Source organism: Massilia sp. DJPM01, assembly GCF_030348125.1.
GTDB classification, from domain to species: domain Bacteria; phylum Pseudomonadota; class Gammaproteobacteria; order Burkholderiales; family Burkholderiaceae_D; genus Telluria_A; species Telluria_A frigida.
The window spans coordinates 17,292-35,256 of record NZ_JAQOZV010000007.1 but is presented as its reverse complement, the minus strand read 5'-3'; the positions used below and the strand labels follow the sequence as shown (position 1 = coordinate 35,256).

Sequence of the window (17,965 nt, the reverse complement as noted above, 5' to 3'; positions counted from 1 at the left end):
AATACCATAATAATAACGGAGACAAGATGCACCTGATCGTCAAATGCCTGGCGCCGCTGGTGGCGGGCGCCTTTGCCAGCACCGCGTGCGGCCAGGCCCTGCTGCACATCGACGCCAGCGCGCCGGCCAGGGCGCCGCTCGAAAACCAGCTGCAAATGGGCGCCTCGGTGTCGCCGTCGGGTGAGCGCATCGGCGCCAACAGCCAGTACCTGACCCGCAACGGCAAGCCGTGGATGCCGGTAATGGGCGAATTCCATTACAGCCGCACTCCGGCCGACGAATGGGACGCGGAGCTGCGCAAGATGAAGGCGGCCGGCATCGGCGTCGTCGCCACCTACATCATGTGGAACCACCACGAAGAGCGGCAGGGCACGTACGTCTGGAACGGCCAGCGCGACCTGCGCCGCTTCGTGCAGCTGGCCGCTAGCGCGGGCCTCGACGTGGTGGTGCGGGTCGGCCCCTGGGTGCACGCGGAAGTGCGCTATGGCGGCATTCCCGACTGGGTAGTGGGCGCCATGCCCACGCGCGGAGACGACCCGCAGTACCTGCGCCACGTGGCAGGCCTGTACGGCCAGATCGGCCGCCAGCTTAAAGGCTTGCTGTGGAAGGATGGCGGGCGCGTGATCGGCGTGCAGATCGAAAACGAATACAACCTCAATGGCCCGGGCGAAGGCGCCGGCCATATCAGCACCCTCAAGCGCATGGCACGCGCGGTGGGCCTGGACGTGCCGCTGTACACCGTCACCGGCTGGGACCAGACCGTGTATCGGTCCGGTGAAGTCACGCCGGTGTTCGGCGGCTATCCCGACGAGCCATGGGCGCGCTCCACCGGTGAACTGCCGCCGAAAGAAACCTACGCCTTCCGTTTCGACAGCCGCGTCAGCGGCGACCTTGGTGCGCAGACCAAGGCCAGCGCGCGCGGCAGCGCCGACACCGATATCGACAAAACCCCGTTCCTGGGCGCCGAATATGGCGCGGGCATGCCGTTCATGTACCGCCGCCGCCCGGTGGTATCGAGCGACGACATCGCGTCGATGCTGCCGGTGCAGCTGGGTTCCGGCGTGAACCTGGCCGGCTACTACATGTTCCACGGCGGGCGCAATCCGGTCGGCATGACCACGCTCGAAGAAAGCACGCTCACCGGCGGCTACAACGACACGCCGATGATCAGCTACGACTTCCAGGCGCCACTCGGTCCGGATGGCCAGCAGCGCCCCGTGCTCACGCGCCTGCGTCCCTTCCATCTGTTCATGCGCGACTTCGGCGAGCGCCTCGCGCCCATGACGGTGCGCAAACCCGACGTGGTGCCGACCGGCCCGGACGACCTGACAACGCCGCGCTTTTCCGTGCGCAGCCAGGGTGACAGCGCGTTTCTGTTCGTGAGCAACCACGTGCGCCAGTATCCGATGCCGGTGCAGCGCCAGGTGCGCTTCTCGGTCAAGCTGCCCGGCCAGAACGTGGAGTTCCCGCGCCAGCCGGTCGACCTGGCCGACGGCGCTTACTTCATCTGGCCGGTCAACATGGACCTGGACGGCACCCGCCTGGCGTATGCCACGGCGCAGCCGGTGGCGCGGCTCGATAGTGGCAAGGCCGGCATCGTGTACGTGTTCGCGGCCAGCGCCGGCATCCCGGTCGAATTGGGGTTCGACGCCGCCGCCAGCAGCCTGACAGCGCCCGGCGCCCGCATCGCCCAGGACGGCGGCAAGACCGTCGTCGACGGCATCGCCCCCGGCACGCAGGCGGCGGTGACGATCCGGCGCGCCGGCAAGCCGCCCGTGACGCTGCTGGTGCTCACGCCGGAACAATCGCAGCAACTGGCCATCGGCCAACTGGCCGGCCAGCGCCGCCTCGTGATCGGCGCCCAGCTAACCTGGTTTGCCGACGGTGGCTTGCGCATGCGCTCGGACGGCAATCCGGCCTTCCGCTTCGCCGTCTATCCGGCGCTGGCGCGCACGCCCAAGGCCGACATGCCGCTCAACGCCGGCCAGGATGGCATGTTCCAGTCCTTTGCCGCCACGCTGCCGGCGCGCAGCCCTGAGGCGACGTTCAAGCCGGTGCGGGCGGCGCGTCCAGTGCGTCCGGTGATGATCGGCGGCATGGCCAACGCCGCGCTGCAACCGCTGCCCGAGAGCTTCAGCGCCGCTGCGGCCTGGTCGGTCGAGCTGCCGCGCGACACGAACCGGCTCGACGCGCTGGTCGAACTCGATTTCGTCGGCGACATCGGACGCCTGTTCAACGGCACCCGCATGCTGGACGACTGGTACTACAGCGGCTACGGCTGGCAGTTCGCGGCGCGCCACGCAGGCAGTGGTCCGCTGACCCTGTCGGTGCTGCCGCTGCGCGCCGACGCCCCGGTCTATATTCCGAAGGAAGGCCGCCCGGACTTCGGCGGCAAGGAGCAGATCGCCGAACTGCGCGCCGTGCGCGTGACGCCGATCTACCGCCTCGACGTGAAGCCGTGAACCGATGACAGCGCCATCTTCACGTTTGTCGCAGCATCCCGGGCGCTGCCTGCGCTGGGACGCGCGCAGCCACCGCTGGTGGTGGGCGGGAAGCGGCGCGCACGCGGTGCACGCCGTCGCCGAGCGCGACCCGGCGCCGCTGGCCTGCCGCCTGCCCGATGCCGCCGGCCTGCTGGCGCACTGCGCGTCGGGGCGCGTGCTGCTCGGCCTGAGCAAGCGCCTCGGCTTTTCCGAGCCGGGCCGCGACGCCAGAGCGCGCCAGTTGCGTGTACAGCCGCTGGTGGCGGTCGACGCCGCCGAACCGCGCACGGCGATCAGCGACGGCTGCACCGACCGCAGCGGCTTCCTGGTATTCGGCACCCGCAACGTGGCCGAGGACGGACGCGCGATCGGCAGTTTTTATCAGTTGTCAAACAAGTACGGCTTGCGCAGGCTGGCCTTGCCGGTGGTGGCCGAAGCGAGCGCGATCTGCTTCAGCGCCGACGGCAAGCGCATGTTTTTCGCCGACGCGCGCGGCAGCGATCTGCTCGCCTGCGACTACGACGCCGAGCGTGGCCGCGTGGGCGCCGTCAGGGTGTTCGCGCAGCTCGATGCCGGCGCCACCCCGCGCGGCGCGGCGCTGGACGCCGCCGGCTGCCTGTGGAACGCCCAGCCGGGCCAGTTGGTCCAGTACGCGCCCGGCGGCAAAGTGGTACGGCGCATTGCGCTCGATTGCAGCAGCATCGCTTTTGGCGGTGCTGGTCTTACGCAGCTCGCCGCGGTAGGCGAGGGCGGTTTGTTTACCGTGTCTGTACCCGGCGTCGCGGGCCAGCCAGACAGTCCATTCGACGATCATCCATCACAATAATTCAACAGGAGACCACCATGAAAACCTTCCCTACTCTCGCAAGACTGGCCGCAGCCGCTGTCGTGGCATGCGCTTTCGGCGCCGCCCAGGCGGCCGGCCCGGTCAAGATCGGCTTCCTGGTCAAGCAGGCCGAGGAACCGTGGTTCCAGGATGAATGGCGCTTCGCCGAGCAAGCCGCCAAGGACAAGGGCTTCACGCTGATCAAGATCGGCATCCCGAATGGCGAAAAAATGATCGCCGCGATCGACAACCTGGCCGCGCAAAAGGCGCAAGGTTTCGTCATCTGCGCACCGGACGTCAAGCTGGGCAAGGCGGTCGAACGCGCCGCCACGCGCAATAACATGAAAGTCATCTCGGTTGACGACCGTCTGCTCGATGGCGCCGGCAAACCGCTGGCGTCGGTGCCGCACATGGGCATTTCGGGCTACGAAATCGGCAAGCAGGTCGGTGCCGGACTGGCCGCCGAAATCAAGGCGCGCGGCTGGAACCTGGCCGAGGTGGGCATCCTGCGCGTGTCGTACGACCAGTTGCCGACGGCGCGCGAGCGCACCATGGGCGCGGTCGATACGCTCAAAGCGGCCGGCGTGCCGGCGGCGAACGTGGTCGATGCGGCGCAATCGAAGACCGATACCGAATCGGCCTTCAACGCCGCCAACATCGCCTACACCAAGCAGCAGCGCTTCAAGCGCTGGGTGGCAGTGGGCCTGAACGATGAAGCGGTGCTCGGCGCCGTGCGCGCGGCCGAAGGACGCGGCATGCGCGGCGACGCCATGATCGGCATCGGCATCGGCGGCAGCAAGACGGCGCTGAACGAATTCGCCAAGCCGCAGCCGACCGGTTTCTTCGGCACCGTGATGATCAGCCCGAAACGCCATGGCTATGAAACCGCCGCCAATCTGTACGACTGGATCGCCACCAACAAGGTACCGGCTGCGGAAACGCTCACCGCCGGCACGCTGATGACACGTGCCAATGCCGCCAAGGTACACGCCGAAATGGAGCGGTGATCCACGATGTCCGCTTACCTCCAGTTTGACCAGGTCTCCAAGCACTTCCCCGGCGTGATTGCGCTCGGGGGCGTCAGCTTCGAGGCCCATGCCGGGACCGTGCATGGCCTGCTGGGCGAGAACGGCGCCGGCAAGTCGACCCTGCTCAAGATCCTGGGCGGGCAGTACCGCCCGGACGGCGGGCGCCTGCTGCTGGACGGGCGCGAAGTGCGCTTCGGGTCGGCCAGCGACGCCATCGCGGCCGGCGTGTCGATCATCCACCAGGAACTGCAGTACGTTCCCGAGTTGACGGTCGCCGAGAACGTCCTGCTGGGCCGCATGCCGACCCGCATGGGCTTTCTCGACAAGGGCGCCGCCAACAAGCTGGTGTCCGAGCGCCTTGCCAAGATCGGCGTGGACCTGGACCCGAACGCGCGCCTGGCCGACCTGTCGATCGCGCAGCGCCAGATGGTCGAGATCTGCAAGGCCGTGATGCAGGACGCCCAGGTCATTGCGTTCGACGAACCGACCAGCAGCCTGTCGCACCGCGAAACGGAAATCCTGTTTCGCCTGGTGCGCGACCTGCGCGCCGAAGGCCGCACGCTGATCTACATCTCGCACCGGCTGGAAGAATTGTATGCGCTGTGCGACGCCTGCACCATCTTCCGGGACGGGCGCAAGGTCGCCACCCATCCGGTGATGGCCGACGTGCCGCGCGACCGTTTGATCAGCGACATGGTCGGGCGCGAGCTGAGCGACATCTACGACTACCGCGAGCGCGAGCTGGGCGCCGAGCGCCTGACGGTGCGCGGCATGGCCGACGGCTGCGATTTTTCGGTGCGCGCCGGCGAAGTGCTGGGCTTCTTCGGCCTGGTGGGCGCCGGGCGCAGCGAATTGATGCGCCAGATGTATGGCGCCGACAAGCGCGCTCCCGGCACCGTGATCCTCGACGGCGCGCAGGTCGCCATGGGCGGGCCGTCGGCGGCCATTTGCGCCGGCATCGTGCTCTGTCCGGAAGACCGCAAGGAGCAGGGCATCCTGGCCCAGTCCCCGGTGGCCGAGAACATCAACATCAGCTGCCGCCGCCACGCGCTGCTGGGCGGCGTGTTCCTGCGCCACGCGCGCGAGGCGGCGCTGGCCGATGAATTCATCGCCCGCCTGCGCATCAAGACCCCCAGCCGCGAGCAGGAAATCCGCCTGCTCTCGGGCGGTAACCAGCAGAAAGTGATCCTGGCGCGCTGGCTGGCCGAACCGGGCCTGAAAGTGCTGGTGCTCGATGAGCCGACGCGCGGCATCGATGTGGGCGCCAAGAACGACATTTACCGCATCATCCACGAAGTGGCTGCGCGCGGCTGCTGCGTGATCGTGGTGTCGAGCGAACTGCCCGAAGTGCTGGGCATTTCCGACCGCGTGGCAGTCATGCGCGGCGGCCGCATCGTCGGCCAGCTGGCGCGTGCCGACGCCGACGAACAAGCGGTGCTGCGCCTGGCGCTGCCCGATACCAATAACGACAGCGACAACGCTGATATCACCTCCCGGAGAACCGCATGAGCACCATCCCACTCACCCACACCGGCGTCCCCGCGCCGGCAGGCCGCCAGCGCGCGCTCCTGATCGAATACAGCATGCCGCTGGCGTACGCGGTGCTGTTTGCCGTGCTGGCGGCCACGGTCGATAACTTTTTCTCGGTCGCCAACGTGGTCGGGTTGATGCTGTCGGTGGCGCAGATCGGCATGGTCGCCTGCACCATGATGCTGTGCCTGGCCTCGCGCGATTTCGACCTGTCGGTCGGCTCCACCATCGCCTTTGCCGGCGTGCTCGGGGCCATGGTCCTGGAACGCACCGGCAGCGTCGCGCTGGCGGTGGGCGCCGGCCTGGGCGCGGGTGCGCTGATCGGCGCCGGTAACGGCGTGCTGATTGCCTACCTGCGCGTCAATGCGCTGATCGCGACCCTGGCCACCATGCTGATGGTGCGCGGGCTGGCCTTCATCGCCTCGCAAGGGCAGGCGGTCGGCATCAATTCCGACGCCTTCATCGCGTTTGGCGACGCCCAGGTGTTCGGGCTGCCGCTGCCGGTGCTGGTGGCCGGCGCCTGTTTCCTGATTTTCGGTGTGCTGCTCAATCATACGGTTTTTGGACGCAATACCCTGGCCATCGGCGGCAATCCGGGAGCGGCGCGCCTGGCTGGCGTCAAGGTCGAGAAGCTGCGCGTGTGGATCTTTCTGCTGCAAGGGCTGGTGACCGCGCTGGCGGGGCTGATCCTGGCGTCGCGCATTACCAGCGGCCAGCCGAATGCGGCGCAGGGCTTCGAGCTCGATGTGATTTCGGCGTGCGTGCTCGGTGGCGTGTCGCTCCAGGGCGGCAAGGCGCGCATCTTCGGTGTGCTGATCGGGGTCTTGATCATGGGGACCGTGGAGAACGTCATGAATCTGCTGAACGTCGATTCGTTTTACCAGTATCTGGTGCGCGGGTCGATTTTGCTGGCCGCGGTGCTGCTCGATCAGTTGAAGGCGCGGGGAGAGCGCCGGACCTAAGTTCGTTTCCGCCACCACCTGCACGTCGTTCCCGCGCCTGGCCCTGCGCGGGAACGACAGATAGTGATCGGAACGTCCGATGTCATATGTGTTGACGTTTTGGCTAGTAAGCATATATCATCGACATCCCTGATTCCCGACAGCCATCCATGTCCGATCCACGCTCCGACCGCTTTGTCCGTTCGCATCTCAAGACCCGCCACCTGGTGCTGCTGGTCGAACTGGGCCGGCACGGCTCCATCATGCACGCCGCGCAGGCCGCGAACCTGACCCAGCCTGCCGCCTCCAAGCTGCTCGGCGAACTCGAACACGCCCTTGGCGTGCAGCTGTTCGAGCGCCTGCCGCGCGGCGTGGCCCCAACCTGGTACGGCCAGGTGCTGATCCGCCGCGCCGGCGCCGCCCTGGCCGAGATGGACGCCGCCCACCAGGAAGTGATGGAACTGCTGTCCGGCCTGCGCGGCCGGGTCGATGTCGGCACCGTGCTCACGCCGTCCACCAGCCTGGTGCCCGAGGCGGTCAATCTGCTCAAGTCGCGCCACGCGCGCGTGCACGTCTCGATCAGCGTCGATACCAGCAAGATCCTGGTGCAGCGCCTGCGGGCCGGCGAACTCGATCTGGTGGTCGGCCGGATTCTCGACACCGGCGCCGCCGCCGAGCTGCATTTCGAGCCGGTCACCGACGAACCCCACAGCCTGATCGCGCGTGCCGGCCATCCGCTGGCCGAGCGCAGCGACCTCACGCTCGACGAACTGGCGCGCCAGGGCTGGATCTTGCCGCCCAACGGCAGCATCCTGCGCGACCGCCTGACCGCCTTGTTCCTCGCGCGCGGCCTCGAACCGCCGGCCGAAACGGTCGAAACGCTGGCCCTGCCCGTGATCGCGCATCTGCTGACCGGCAGCGACATGGTGGTGGCGCTGCCGCTGGAACTGGCCCAGCCCTACCTGCAAACGGGCCTGCTGACGGTGCTGCCGTTCGACTTGAACATCCGCATGGACATGTACGGCATCATCACGCGCCGCCACCACCAGCTGTCGCCCGGCGCCGAGAGCATGCTGGCCACGCTGCGCGAAGTGGCGGCCCTGCGCTATCCCCCTTCGCAAGCTATATGATTTGAGCATGCTTTTTTGTAAATAAGCAATTGGAATCATATTCCTGGAGTCCGTACGATCCTGACCATGACCCGGATTCGCGGACAGCAAAGCGAACTGTGCATGGCAGGACCCTACAACCCAGCAGACCCGTATGAAACAGAAGAAACTCCGTTGGCTGATCGCGAGCCTGTTCGCCTTGCCGCTCGCGGCGGACGCCCACGCCCAAGCCGAGGAGGTGCAGCAAGTGAGCGTGTCCGGCATCCGTTCCCCGGTGCGCAATGCGCTGGCGGTCAAGCAAGCGTCGGACAGCATGGTCGAAGTGATCGCCTCCGAAGATATCGGCAAGCTGCCTGACACCACCATCGCCGAATCGCTTGCGCGCCTGCCCGGCCTGTCGTCCGGCATGGACCGTGGCAACGCCAGCCAGGTGGTGGCGCGCGGCCTGGGTCCGCGCTTCATCGGCGCCACCCTGAACGGACGCGAACTGGCTACGTCGGAGCCGGATCGCTCGGTGCGTTTCGAGCAGTTTCCATCGGAGTCGCTCAGCGGCGCTACCGTCTACAAGACCCAGTCGGCCGAACTGGTGGAAGGCGGCGTGGCCACCACGATCGACCTGAAAACCGTGCAGCCGCTCAAATACAGCGGCCGCCAGGCTTCGCTGCGCGCCGATGCGCTGTACTACGCGCTGGGGCGCGATATCCCGGGCGCGAAAAAGACCGCGCCGCGCGTGGGTGGCATCTATCTGGACCAGTTCTTCGACAAGTCGCTCGGCGTGGCGCTCGCGTTCAGCTACCAGGACCAGCCTTCGCTGCAAAAGAACAAGGATCACTGGGGCTTCAACGAAACGCATTCGGGCGACCTGGATGGCGACGGCAAGGCCGACAAAACGCCGTGGGGCTTCCAGGACAAGGTCTTGCGCGGCACCGACGAGCGCTCCAGCGTCCTCGGGAAAGTCGAATGGAAAGATGGCGAGAGCCTGCTCAGCACCGACGCCTACTACGCGCTGGCCAAGATTCGCGAACCGGGCTTGCAGCACTGGACCGGCGACATCGGCAACTGGGACAACGCCCAGAAGACGCGCTACAGCAAGCTGGATATCCGCGACGGCTACGTGGCCGGCGCCAGCGTGGCCGATGTGGGTTTCAGCAACCACGACTCGCTATGGGTGCAGGATACCAGCACCCTGGCGCTGGGCGTGAACGGCAAAACCACGGCCGGAGCGTGGAAGCTCGAAGCGGACCTGTCCACCTCGCGCGCGCAGCGCGACAGCCAGTGGCGCGACCTGCGCCAGTTCAGCCGTGGCACGGGCACCATCAGCTGGGCCTTCACCGGCAATGAGCGGCAAGACTTCTCGCTCGGCCAGGACAGCGGCAACCGCGCCGGCTTCTGGGGGCCGACGATGCACATCGATACCGACGGCCACCTCAAGGATGAACTGGGCGCGCTGCACCTGAACGCGGCGCGCGATATCGACGTCGGTCCCGTCAACCGCCTCAAGTTCGGCGCGCGCGCCACCCACCGCGAAAAATCGTACGGCCAGACCACCTGGGAGGTCGCGCCGCTGGCGGTGATTCCCGACGCCGACTACGAAACCGTCAACGTGGCCGGCATGGCGCCCTATATCGCGCTGCGCGACTTCGGCGCCAGCACGGCGGCCGCTTTCGGCCCGGGCGCTTTCGACGCGGCGGGCCGCCCGCGCAGCCAGAACGACTTGCTGTCGGGCTGGAAGGTGCGCGAGCGCGGCGCCTCGCTGTACGGCCAGGCCGATCTCGATGGCACGCTGTTCGGCAAAACCTTTCGCGGCAACGCCGGCGTGCGCGTGGTCCACACCAAACAGGCCGGCGAGGGCATGCAGGCGTTCAACGGCGGCGCGCCGACGGCGGTCAGCGAGGGCACCTCGTACACCGAAGTGCTGCCCAGCGTGAACCTGATCTTCAACATGGACGACAAGCAGGAACGCCAGCTGCGTTTGAGCGTCGCGCGTGCCATGTCGCGCGCGCCGCTCGATGAGATGCGCGCCTCGCGCAACCTGAACGTGGACGCCAATCCCACCCAGCCGCTCACGGGCAGCGCCGGCAATCCGCAGTTGAAGCCCATGCTGGCCGACCAGATCGACCTGGCGTACCAGTGGTATTTCGACAAAGGCGCGCTGCTGTCGGCGGGCCTGTTCTACAAGGATATCAGCCGCTACATCGGCATCACCAGCGGCCAGGCCACGCTGGACGGGCGCAGTGCGCTGGTGACGCGCTCGCTCAACGGCAAGGGCGGCCATATCCGCGGGGTCGAGCTGGTGTACCAGCAATCGTTCGCCAACCGCCTTGGCGTCTCCAGCAACTACGCCTACACTGCCAGTAAGGTCCACGAAAATATCCCGGCCGGCAAACCGTTCCCGATCGAAGGACTGATGCGGCACAACGGCGGCCTGACCGTCTGGTACGAACAAGCCGGCTACGAAGCACGCATGTCCGCCAACTACCACAGCGCGTTTGTGCGCAACCCGACCTGGGGCGCGGGCCAGCTGGTCGAAAACGACGCGGAAACCTACGTCGCGCTATCGTTCGCCAAGCACCTCACGCCGACACTTCAGCTGCGTTTCGGTGTCGATAACCTGAGCAATCAAAAAGTCGTCTACACCAGCGCCAACAATCCCTACGAGCAGGAAGTCAGCGAGTTCGGACGGCGTTTCAACCTGGGCTTGTCGTTCAAATTATGAGAGGAACCATGCACACGCAATTACTTGGCATCGACTGGGGAACCAGTAACCGCCGCGCCTACCTGGTCGGGCGCGATGGCAAATGTCTCGCGCACCATGCCGACGGCCAGGGCATGCTGGCCGTCGGCGGCGACTTTGCCGGCGCGCTGGCGGCGCTGCGCGCCAGAATGGGCGTCGACCCCGGCATCCCGGTCGTCATGTCCGGCATGGTCGGTTCGGCCAGCGGCTGGCAGGAAGTGCCGTATCTGGATACCAGCGTGCCGCTGACTGCGCTGCCGGCCCACCTGGCGAGCGTGGCGGGCCACCCCGGCTGCTTCATCGTGCCCGGCTACTGCACCCGCGACGGCGCGGTGGACGTGATGCGCGGCGAAGAGACGCAGCTGCTCGGCGCCGTCGGGCGCGGGCTGGGCGACGGCTGGGTGGTACTGCCGGGAACCCACAGCAAGTGGGTCTACCTGCGCGGCGGACGCATCGACCAGCTGCTCACCTACATGACCGGCGAACTGTTTGCGATGCTGGCGGGCGCAAGTACCCTGGCCACGCTGATGGCCGACGGCCCGGATGACGATGCCGCCTTTGGCGCCGGCCTGCAGGAAGCGCGGCGCGCGCGGCCGCTGTCGAACGCGCTGTTCGGGGTGCGCGCGCGCGTGGTCTCGAAGACCATGGCGGCGGCGCAGGCGCGTTCCTTCGTCAGCGGCCTGCTGATCGGCACCGAGTTCGTGGCGGCGCAGGGCCACGCCGACAGCGCCATCGACATCATCGCCTCGCCCGCGCTCAGTGCCCGTTACGAGCGCGCGGCCGCGCATTACGGCATGCCGGCGCGCGCCCACGATCCGGACGAGGTCTACCTTGCCGCGCTGGCCCACTTTTTTGAAAGACTCTGATCATGGACCTGACCCAATTCACGCCACCACTGGTCGCCATCTTGCGCGGCCTGCAAGCGCCTGACGCCAAGGCGGCCGGCGCGGCCCTGTTCGGGGCCGGCTTTCGCCTGCTCGAAGTGCCCCTCAACCGCCCGGGCGCGCTGGAATCGATCGCGCTGCTGGCGCGCATGGCGCCGGCCGGGGCCATCGTCGGCGGCGGCACCATGCTCGGCGTGGCCGATGTGGACGCGGTGCATGCGGCCGGCGGGCGCATGCTGGTCGCGCCGAACTGCAACACGCAGGTGATCGCGCGCGCCGCCGCCCTGGGCATGCTGTGCGCGCCCGGCGTGGCAACCCCAAGCGAAGCGTTCGACGCGCTTGGCGCCGGCGCCCACGCGCTCAAGATCTTCCCGGCCGAAATGGTCGGCTATGCCGGCCTGAAAGCGTTCAAGACGGTGCTGCCGCCAGGCACGCCGCTGTGGCCAGTCGGCGGCGTCTCGCCCGACACCATGGCAGCCTGGGTCGCGGCCGGGGCCACCGGTTTCGGCATCGGCGGCGCCTTGTACACGCCTGGCGTCACGCCGGACCAGCTGGGCGTGCGCGCGCAGGCGTTTGTCGCCGCCTGGCGCGCCACCCAGGCCGGCTAACCGCCCGGACCACACCTCCACAACGAGAACAAGGAAACACCATGGAATTTGCGAATTACCCGAGCCTGGCCGGCAAAGCCGTCTTCGTGACCGGCGGCGGTTCGGGCATCGGGGCCGATATCGTGGCCGCCTTTGCGCGCCAGGGCGCGCGCGTGGCCTTTGCCGACCGCGACATCGCCTCGTCCACCGAGCTGGTCGACGGCCTGGCCGGCACGGTGCCGCACACGCCATACTTCATCGGCTGCGACCTGTCCGACATCGATGCGCTGCGCGCCAGCGTGAAGGCGGCGGCCGGGCAGCTGGGCGACTTCGATGTGCTGGTCAACAATACCGCCAACGACGAACGCCACGATTTTTTGCAGGTCAGTCCGGAGTACTTCGACGCCAAGATCGCGATCAACCTCAAGGTGGCGTTCTTCGCGGCCCAGGCGGTGATGGAAGGCATGCAGCGGCGTGGCGGCGGGGCCATCATCAACCTCGGCTCGACCGGCTGGAAGAACAAGGTGGCCGGCTATCCGGTGTACGCCTCGGCCAAGTCGGCCGTGAACGGTCTCACGCGCAGCCTGGCGCGCGAATTCGGCAAGAGCGGCATCCGCGTCAACACGCTCACGCCGGGCTGGGTCATGACTCCGCGCCAGCTCGACAAATGGGTCGACCCGGCCGGCGAGCGCGCCATGGATGACAACCAGTGCCTGCCGGGACGCATCGCCGGCCAGGACGTGGCCAGCATGGCGCTGTTTTTGGGCGCCCACGATAGCCGCATGGTGACGGCCCAGGAATTCGTCGTCGACGCCGGCTGGACTTGAGGCGGCCCACGTTTCAACGGTGCGCCAAGTTGTGAATGTTGCAAGTTAAAATCGAGGGAGGAAATCACAAAGCGCGTTGAGGAGGTGATTTTTGCTTACTTGGCTATATGACGAGGCGGGCAGGGCGGCCGCCATCCTGGATGAATTCTGCTTGCGCACCCTCGGTGGCGAGGCGGCCGGTTTCGTGTTCGGCCTGAGCGCGTTTTCACTCAGGGGCGAGCATATCGGCTGGTTCGAGGATGGGGTGTTGTACGATGTCGACAACCAACTCCTCGGCTTCCTGGCGGGCGCCAGGGGCATGGCGCACGACTTTCCGGCGCTGTTGGCGCCGCCGCCAGAACCGGTGTTCGGCAAGCGCCCGACTGTGCCGACCCTGCGCGCGCGGCCGGTGCGCCGGCCCGCCGGCGGCTGGTCGCGTCATGGCTTGCCCGGCTACATCGACGCCAGCGCCACCCTGGCGACGCCGCTGCCCGCAGCGCGCGCCGCGCTGAACGAGCTGCCGGGCTGACGGCGCCCGGTGTTGCCGCACGCCGACGCTATACAAACGGTACGTCGTATGCCCAAGCATAGTGATACGATCACACTTGCGCCAGCGCTTTGCCGGGCGCAGGTTTTCATCATCGGCGACAATAACCCGGGCACTGGATGCGTCTGACATTTGACTTTCTCTCCAACGGCGGAGAACTCGGCGCCCTGATGCGTGCCAGGGAGTGGGGCACGACACCGCTCGGCCCGCCCGAACACTGGCCAACGCTGCTCAAGAGCACGATCCGCCTGATCCTCACCTCCCGCCACCCCATGTTCCTGTGGTGGGGCGGCGAACTGGTGCAGTTCTATAACGATGCCTACCGCCTGACCATGGGTCCGGAGCGCCATCCGAGCGCGCTGGGCCAGCGCGGGCGCGACTGCTGGGAAGAAATCTGGCCCATCATCGGCCCGCAGATCGAGACGGTCATGGCCGGCGGCGGCAGCACCTGGCACGAAGACCAGCTGGTGCCGGTCACGCGCCACGGCAAGCGCGAGGATGTCTGGTGGACTTACGGCTACAGCCCGATCGAAGACCACGACGGCGTGCACGGCGTGCTGGTGGTGTGCAACGACGTGACGGCCCAGCACAATGCCAAGGCGGCGCTGGAACGCATGAACCTGGCGCTGACCGAACAGATCGCCCAGCGCGAGCAGGCGCAGCGGCTCGAAGCGATCCAGACCGGGCAGCGCCTGCGCGCCGAACAAGCCCTGCGCGAGCAGCGCGAAGCGGAATCGACGCGCCTGCGCTCGCTGTTCGAGCAGGCGCACGGCTTCATGTGCATCCTGCGCGGGCCGCAGCACGTCTTTGAGTTTGCCAACGCGGCCTACCTGCGCCTGGTGGGTGAACGCGCGCTGATCGGCAAGAGCGTGCGCGAGGCGCTGCCGGACATCGTCGGCCAGGGTTTTTTCGAGCTGCTCGATGCGGTCTACGCCAGCGGCGAACCGTACAAGGCGGGCGACCTGCGCATCGAACTGCGCGTGACGCCCGACAGCGCGGCTATCCATGCCTACATCGACTTCGTGTACCAGCCGATCATGGAAAACGGCAAGGTGAGCGGGATTTTCGTGCAGGGCTTCGATGTAACCGACCGCACCATGGCCCGCCAGGCGCTGCAGCGCAGCGAACTGCGCCTGAAAGAAGGCATGAAAGTGGCGCGCATGGTGGTGTGGGACTGGGACCTGGCCAGCAACGAGGTGGTCTTTTCCGACAACGCGCCCGAACTGTTCGGCGCCAACTGGACCGACATGCGCCATGTCTGGGATTATCTCGATCCCGACGACCTGCGCAGGATGGAGCTTGGGCGCCGCGAGGCGGTCCAATCGCATGGCAGCTACGGCGAAGTGGTGCGCCTGCGCCGGCCCGACAATGGCCAGACGGTCTGGCTGCAGGTGTACGGCACCGTGGTGGCGGACCAGGCTGGCGATGTGCACTGCATACGCGGCGTATCGATCGATGTCAGCGCCCGCAAGCGCGCCGAGGAATCGTTGCGCGAGGCGGGGCGCCACAAAGATGAATTCCTGGCCATGCTGTCGCACGAGCTGCGCAATCCGCTGGCGCCAATCCGCTCGGCCGCGCACTTGCTGGCGATGGCGCCAGAGAACGCCTCGCGCGTGAAAACGTCGAGCGTCATCATCGAACGCCAGGTCAACCATATGACTAGCCTGATCAACGACCTGCTCGATGTTTCGCGCGTCAATACCGGGCTGGTGGTGCTCGACAAGCAATTGATCGACCTGCACCAGGTGGTGCTGGAATCGGTCGAGCAGACCCAGCCGCTCATTAGCGAACGCGGCCACGTACTCAGCCTCGCCGTGCCGGCCGAGGGCGAGGCGGCGGTGTGGGGCGACCGCAAGCGGCTGGTGCAGGTATTGACCAACCTGCTGCACAATGCGGCCAAGTACACGCAGCCGGGTGGCCGCATCACCCTCGAGATCAGCCATCATGCCGACACGGTCGAGCTGCACGTGCGCGACAACGGCATCGGCCTCGATGCCATGCTGATGCCGCACATCTTCGACCTGTTCACCCAAGAAAAACGTTCCTCCGACCGTTCCCAGGGCGGGCTGGGCCTGGGGCTGGCGCTGGTGCGCAGCCTGGTATCGCTGCACGGCGGCCACGTGACGGCGGCCAGCCCGGGGCCGGGGGAGGGCGCGACCTTTTCCGTGTACCTGCAAAAGCACGCGGCGCCGCACGGCGCGGGCGGCGCCGGGCGCGGGACTGGCCAGCACGCGGGCGAGGGCTTGCGCCTGATGCTGGTCGACGACAACAAGGATGCCGCGAACGCCATGGCCATGGTGCTGGAATCGGCCGGCCACGTCGTCATGGTCGAGCACGACCCGCACCGCGCGCTGGAAAGCGCGGGCAGCTTCGGGCCGGACGCCTGCCTGCTCGACATCGGCCTGCCCGGCATGGACGGCAACGAACTGGCGCGCCGGCTGCGCGCCAGCACGCATGCGCGCGCCGCCACCCTGATCGCCGTGACTGGCTACGGCAATAAATACGACAAGGCCAGCGCGGTGCAGGCCGGTTTCGACCATTATTTCGTCAAGCCGGCCAACACGGCCGAGCTGATCGGCGTGCTGGCCCGCATCAAGCCGCTTGCAGGCGCAAGCTGCAGTTCGCCGGTTGCCGAGCGGATCGAAGGCTGATGGCGGCCATGCCGCCACGCGCCGTTGGCGCCTTGCCGGCGGAGCGGGCGCCCCCGCGGCCAGCGGCAGGCGCGTTCATGGCCGGGCGCAGGGCGCGCCTCGATGCCGGCTATGCGGCGAGGGTAAAGGTGTTGGTGCTCCAGCAGGCATGCCGCGCCCGCTGTTCGGTGGTCCAGCCACTGCGGCGCAGCTCGGCGGCGATCATGCGGTTGATGATGCCGTGCGCCACCAGCAGCACCGGTCCGGAGCGCGCCAGCAGCATCAGGCGCGCGGCCCCCTGGCGCGCGCGCAGGCGCGTTGCCTGCCTGCTCTCGGCGCCATTGGCGTAACCGGCCATCCACATCAGCCGCAACAGCACGGCCCAGCAGGCTGGCGGCAAGCGCGCACAGCGGCTCCATACGGGCGGCATCGACAGCGTGGGCAGCGCCGCTTCGCGAAACAAGGCGTCGGCCAGGGCGGGTGTATGGCCGAGCGCCCTGACCGAGGCCAGCGCCCGCGGCAGTGTGCTGGACACGATCGTTGCGGCCGCGCCGGCGGAGGCGATGCTCGCTTGTGGAATGGTTTGGTCGACGACCCCGGCCGCGTCGTAAGCGGCGATCCAGGCGGGCATGCCGGCCAGGGCCACCCATCCGCGATCGGTCAGCAATGGTTTTCCATGCCGCATGAGTGTGATGGTCGGGTTCCCCGGGGATGGCGCGCTGTTGTCAGATGCTAAGATGGGTTCGCCTCGTGCCGCACGGGTGCTGTCGTATTGAAAACGCAATTTCTACGCTGGTGATAAAGTGTCGCATTATTTAACACCACGTCAGCCTCGCCATGCCCGGACCGCTTTTCATCATTCTCAACGCCGGCTCCGGCCATGCGGAAACCGAACTCCAGCGTACAACCATCGAAGACTTGCTCAGTGCCGCCGGGCGCCCGTTCGAGCTCGCCGTGGTCGACCAGGCTGGCGAGCTCGGCGGCATTGCGCGGCGCATGGCTGGACAAGCGCGCGCCAGCGATGGCGTGCTGGTTGCCGCCGGCGGCGACGGCACCATCAACACGGTGGCGCGCGCGGCGGTGGAGAGCGGATGCCAGTTCGGCGTGCTGCCGCAGGGCACCTTCAACTATTTCGGCCGCACCCACCAGATACCGGAAGACCTGGCCGGGGCCGTGCAAGCGCTCTTGCAGGCGCGCGTGGAGCCGGTGCAGGTGGGACTGGTCAACGAGCGCGTGTTCCTGGTCAACGCCAGCATCGGCCTGTACCCCAGGCTGCTCGAAGAGCGCGAGATCGACAAGAAACAGTACGGACGCAGTCGGCTGGTGGCGCTGCTGTCGGCGCTCAAGACGGTGCTCGGTGCCTACCGGCATTTGCACATCACCGTCGAGCTCAACGGCAAGACGCGCACCCTGCGCACCTCCACCCTGTTCGTCGGAAACAACCGTTTGCAGATGGAGCAGGTCGGCATCGGGCCGCTGGCCGAGCGCATCGAGGATGGCAAGCTGGCGGCGCTGGCGCCCCAGCCGGTCGGCAAGCTGGGCATGCTGACCCTGCTGCTGCGTGGTGCGCTCGGGCGCCTGGGCGACGCGCCCAATCTGCACGCCTTCGGCCTGACCAGCATGACGGTCAGGCAGCGCGGGCTGGCCGGACGGCGCCGGATCAAGGTCGCCATCGATGGCGAGGTGACGCATCTGCAGGCGCCGCTGGTGTTTCGCGTACTGGAAGGACAGCTGTTGCTGCTCAAACCCGTGCCGGCGGCCGCGGCGGCGAACCAGGAGCCGCTGGCGCTGGCTTCCTGAGCGTCGTAAGCCGGCGTCGCCGCGCGCCTGTTGCTTTGCAGTGATAGCGTGCACGTGGTG

Annotated in this window: 14 protein-coding genes; 13 read left to right on the top strand and 1 reads right to left on the bottom strand. The window is 67.4% G+C overall.

Translation table 11 applies throughout. From position 1 onward, the window contains the following. Positions 1 to 26 precede the first annotated feature (26 nt). From PO883_RS06860 to PO883_RS06805, 12 genes are all read left to right on the top strand, one after another. The gene (locus tag PO883_RS06860; protein WP_289309081.1) at positions 27 to 2,462 is read left to right on the top strand and encodes a beta-galactosidase; all 2,436 of its coding nucleotides are present in this window, start codon (positions 27 to 29) and stop codon (positions 2,460 to 2,462) included. A 4-nt stretch (positions 2,463 to 2,466) separates the two neighbouring features. Further along, positions 2,467 to 3,309, top strand: coding sequence for an SMP-30/gluconolactonase/LRE family protein (locus PO883_RS06855; RefSeq protein ID WP_289309080.1), 843 nt, complete (start codon positions 2,467 to 2,469; stop codon positions 3,307 to 3,309). Positions 3,310 to 3,326: 17 nt separating this feature from the next. Continuing rightward, the gene (locus PO883_RS06850) at positions 3,327 to 4,316 is read left to right on the top strand and encodes an arabinose ABC transporter substrate-binding protein (protein WP_289309079.1); all 990 of its coding nucleotides are present in this window, start codon (positions 3,327 to 3,329) and stop codon (positions 4,314 to 4,316) included. A 6-nt stretch (positions 4,317 to 4,322) separates the two neighbouring features. Then, positions 4,323 to 5,846, top strand: coding sequence for an L-arabinose ABC transporter ATP-binding protein AraG (gene araG / locus PO883_RS06845; RefSeq protein ID WP_289309078.1), 1,524 nt, complete (start codon positions 4,323 to 4,325; stop codon positions 5,844 to 5,846). After that, positions 5,843 to 6,829 carry an L-arabinose ABC transporter permease AraH gene (gene araH, locus PO883_RS06840; RefSeq protein WP_289309077.1) on the top strand — a complete coding sequence of 329 codons (987 nt, stop codon included), beginning with the start codon at positions 5,843 to 5,845 and terminating at the stop codon, positions 6,827 to 6,829. Before araG ends, araH begins: the two co-directional genes overlap by 4 nt. A gap of 149 nt (positions 6,830 to 6,978) precedes the next feature. Then, a complete protein-coding gene (locus tag PO883_RS06835) occupies positions 6,979 to 7,938 on the top strand; it encodes a LysR substrate-binding domain-containing protein (RefSeq protein WP_289309076.1) in 960 nt (319 codons plus the stop codon). Between the two features lie 133 nt (positions 7,939 to 8,071). Further along, on the top strand, positions 8,072 to 10,633 hold the full coding sequence (locus tag PO883_RS06830; protein ID WP_289309075.1) for a TonB-dependent receptor: 2,562 nt from the start codon (positions 8,072 to 8,074) through the stop codon (positions 10,631 to 10,633). 8 nt (positions 10,634 to 10,641) lie between these two features. Continuing rightward, positions 10,642 to 11,517 carry a 2-dehydro-3-deoxygalactonokinase gene (locus PO883_RS06825; RefSeq protein WP_289309074.1) on the top strand — a complete coding sequence of 292 codons (876 nt, stop codon included), beginning with the start codon at positions 10,642 to 10,644 and terminating at the stop codon, positions 11,515 to 11,517. Positions 11,518 to 11,519: 2 nt separating this feature from the next. After that, on the top strand, positions 11,520 to 12,143 hold the full coding sequence (locus PO883_RS06820; protein WP_289309073.1) for a 2-dehydro-3-deoxy-6-phosphogalactonate aldolase: 624 nt from the start codon (positions 11,520 to 11,522) through the stop codon (positions 12,141 to 12,143). A gap of 41 nt (positions 12,144 to 12,184) precedes the next feature. Beyond that, positions 12,185 to 12,949 carry an SDR family NAD(P)-dependent oxidoreductase gene (locus PO883_RS06815; protein WP_289309072.1) on the top strand — a complete coding sequence of 255 codons (765 nt, stop codon included), beginning with the start codon at positions 12,185 to 12,187 and terminating at the stop codon, positions 12,947 to 12,949. A 91-nt stretch (positions 12,950 to 13,040) separates the two neighbouring features. Further along, on the top strand, positions 13,041 to 13,457 hold the full coding sequence (locus PO883_RS06810) for a 4-fold beta flower protein (RefSeq protein ID WP_289309071.1): 417 nt from the start codon (positions 13,041 to 13,043) through the stop codon (positions 13,455 to 13,457). A gap of 137 nt (positions 13,458 to 13,594) precedes the next feature. Continuing rightward, positions 13,595 to 16,126: an ATP-binding protein gene (locus tag PO883_RS06805; protein ID WP_289309070.1), complete on the top strand. Its 2,532-nt coding sequence runs from the start codon at positions 13,595 to 13,597 to the stop codon at positions 16,124 to 16,126. 109 nt (positions 16,127 to 16,235) lie between these two features. On the opposite strand, the gene PO883_RS06800 is transcribed toward PO883_RS06805, so the two are convergent. Continuing rightward, positions 16,236 to 16,772 carry a histidine phosphatase family protein gene (locus PO883_RS06800; RefSeq protein ID WP_289309069.1) on the bottom strand — a complete coding sequence of 179 codons (537 nt, stop codon included), beginning with the start codon at positions 16,770 to 16,772 and terminating at the stop codon, positions 16,236 to 16,238. A 170-nt stretch (positions 16,773 to 16,942) separates the two neighbouring features. Between PO883_RS06800 and PO883_RS06795 the strand changes: the two genes are divergently transcribed. Further along, entirely contained in the window at positions 16,943 to 17,905 is a 963-nt protein-coding gene (locus PO883_RS06795; protein ID WP_289309068.1) for a diacylglycerol kinase family protein, read from the top strand. Positions 17,906 to 17,965: the final 60 nt, after the last annotated feature.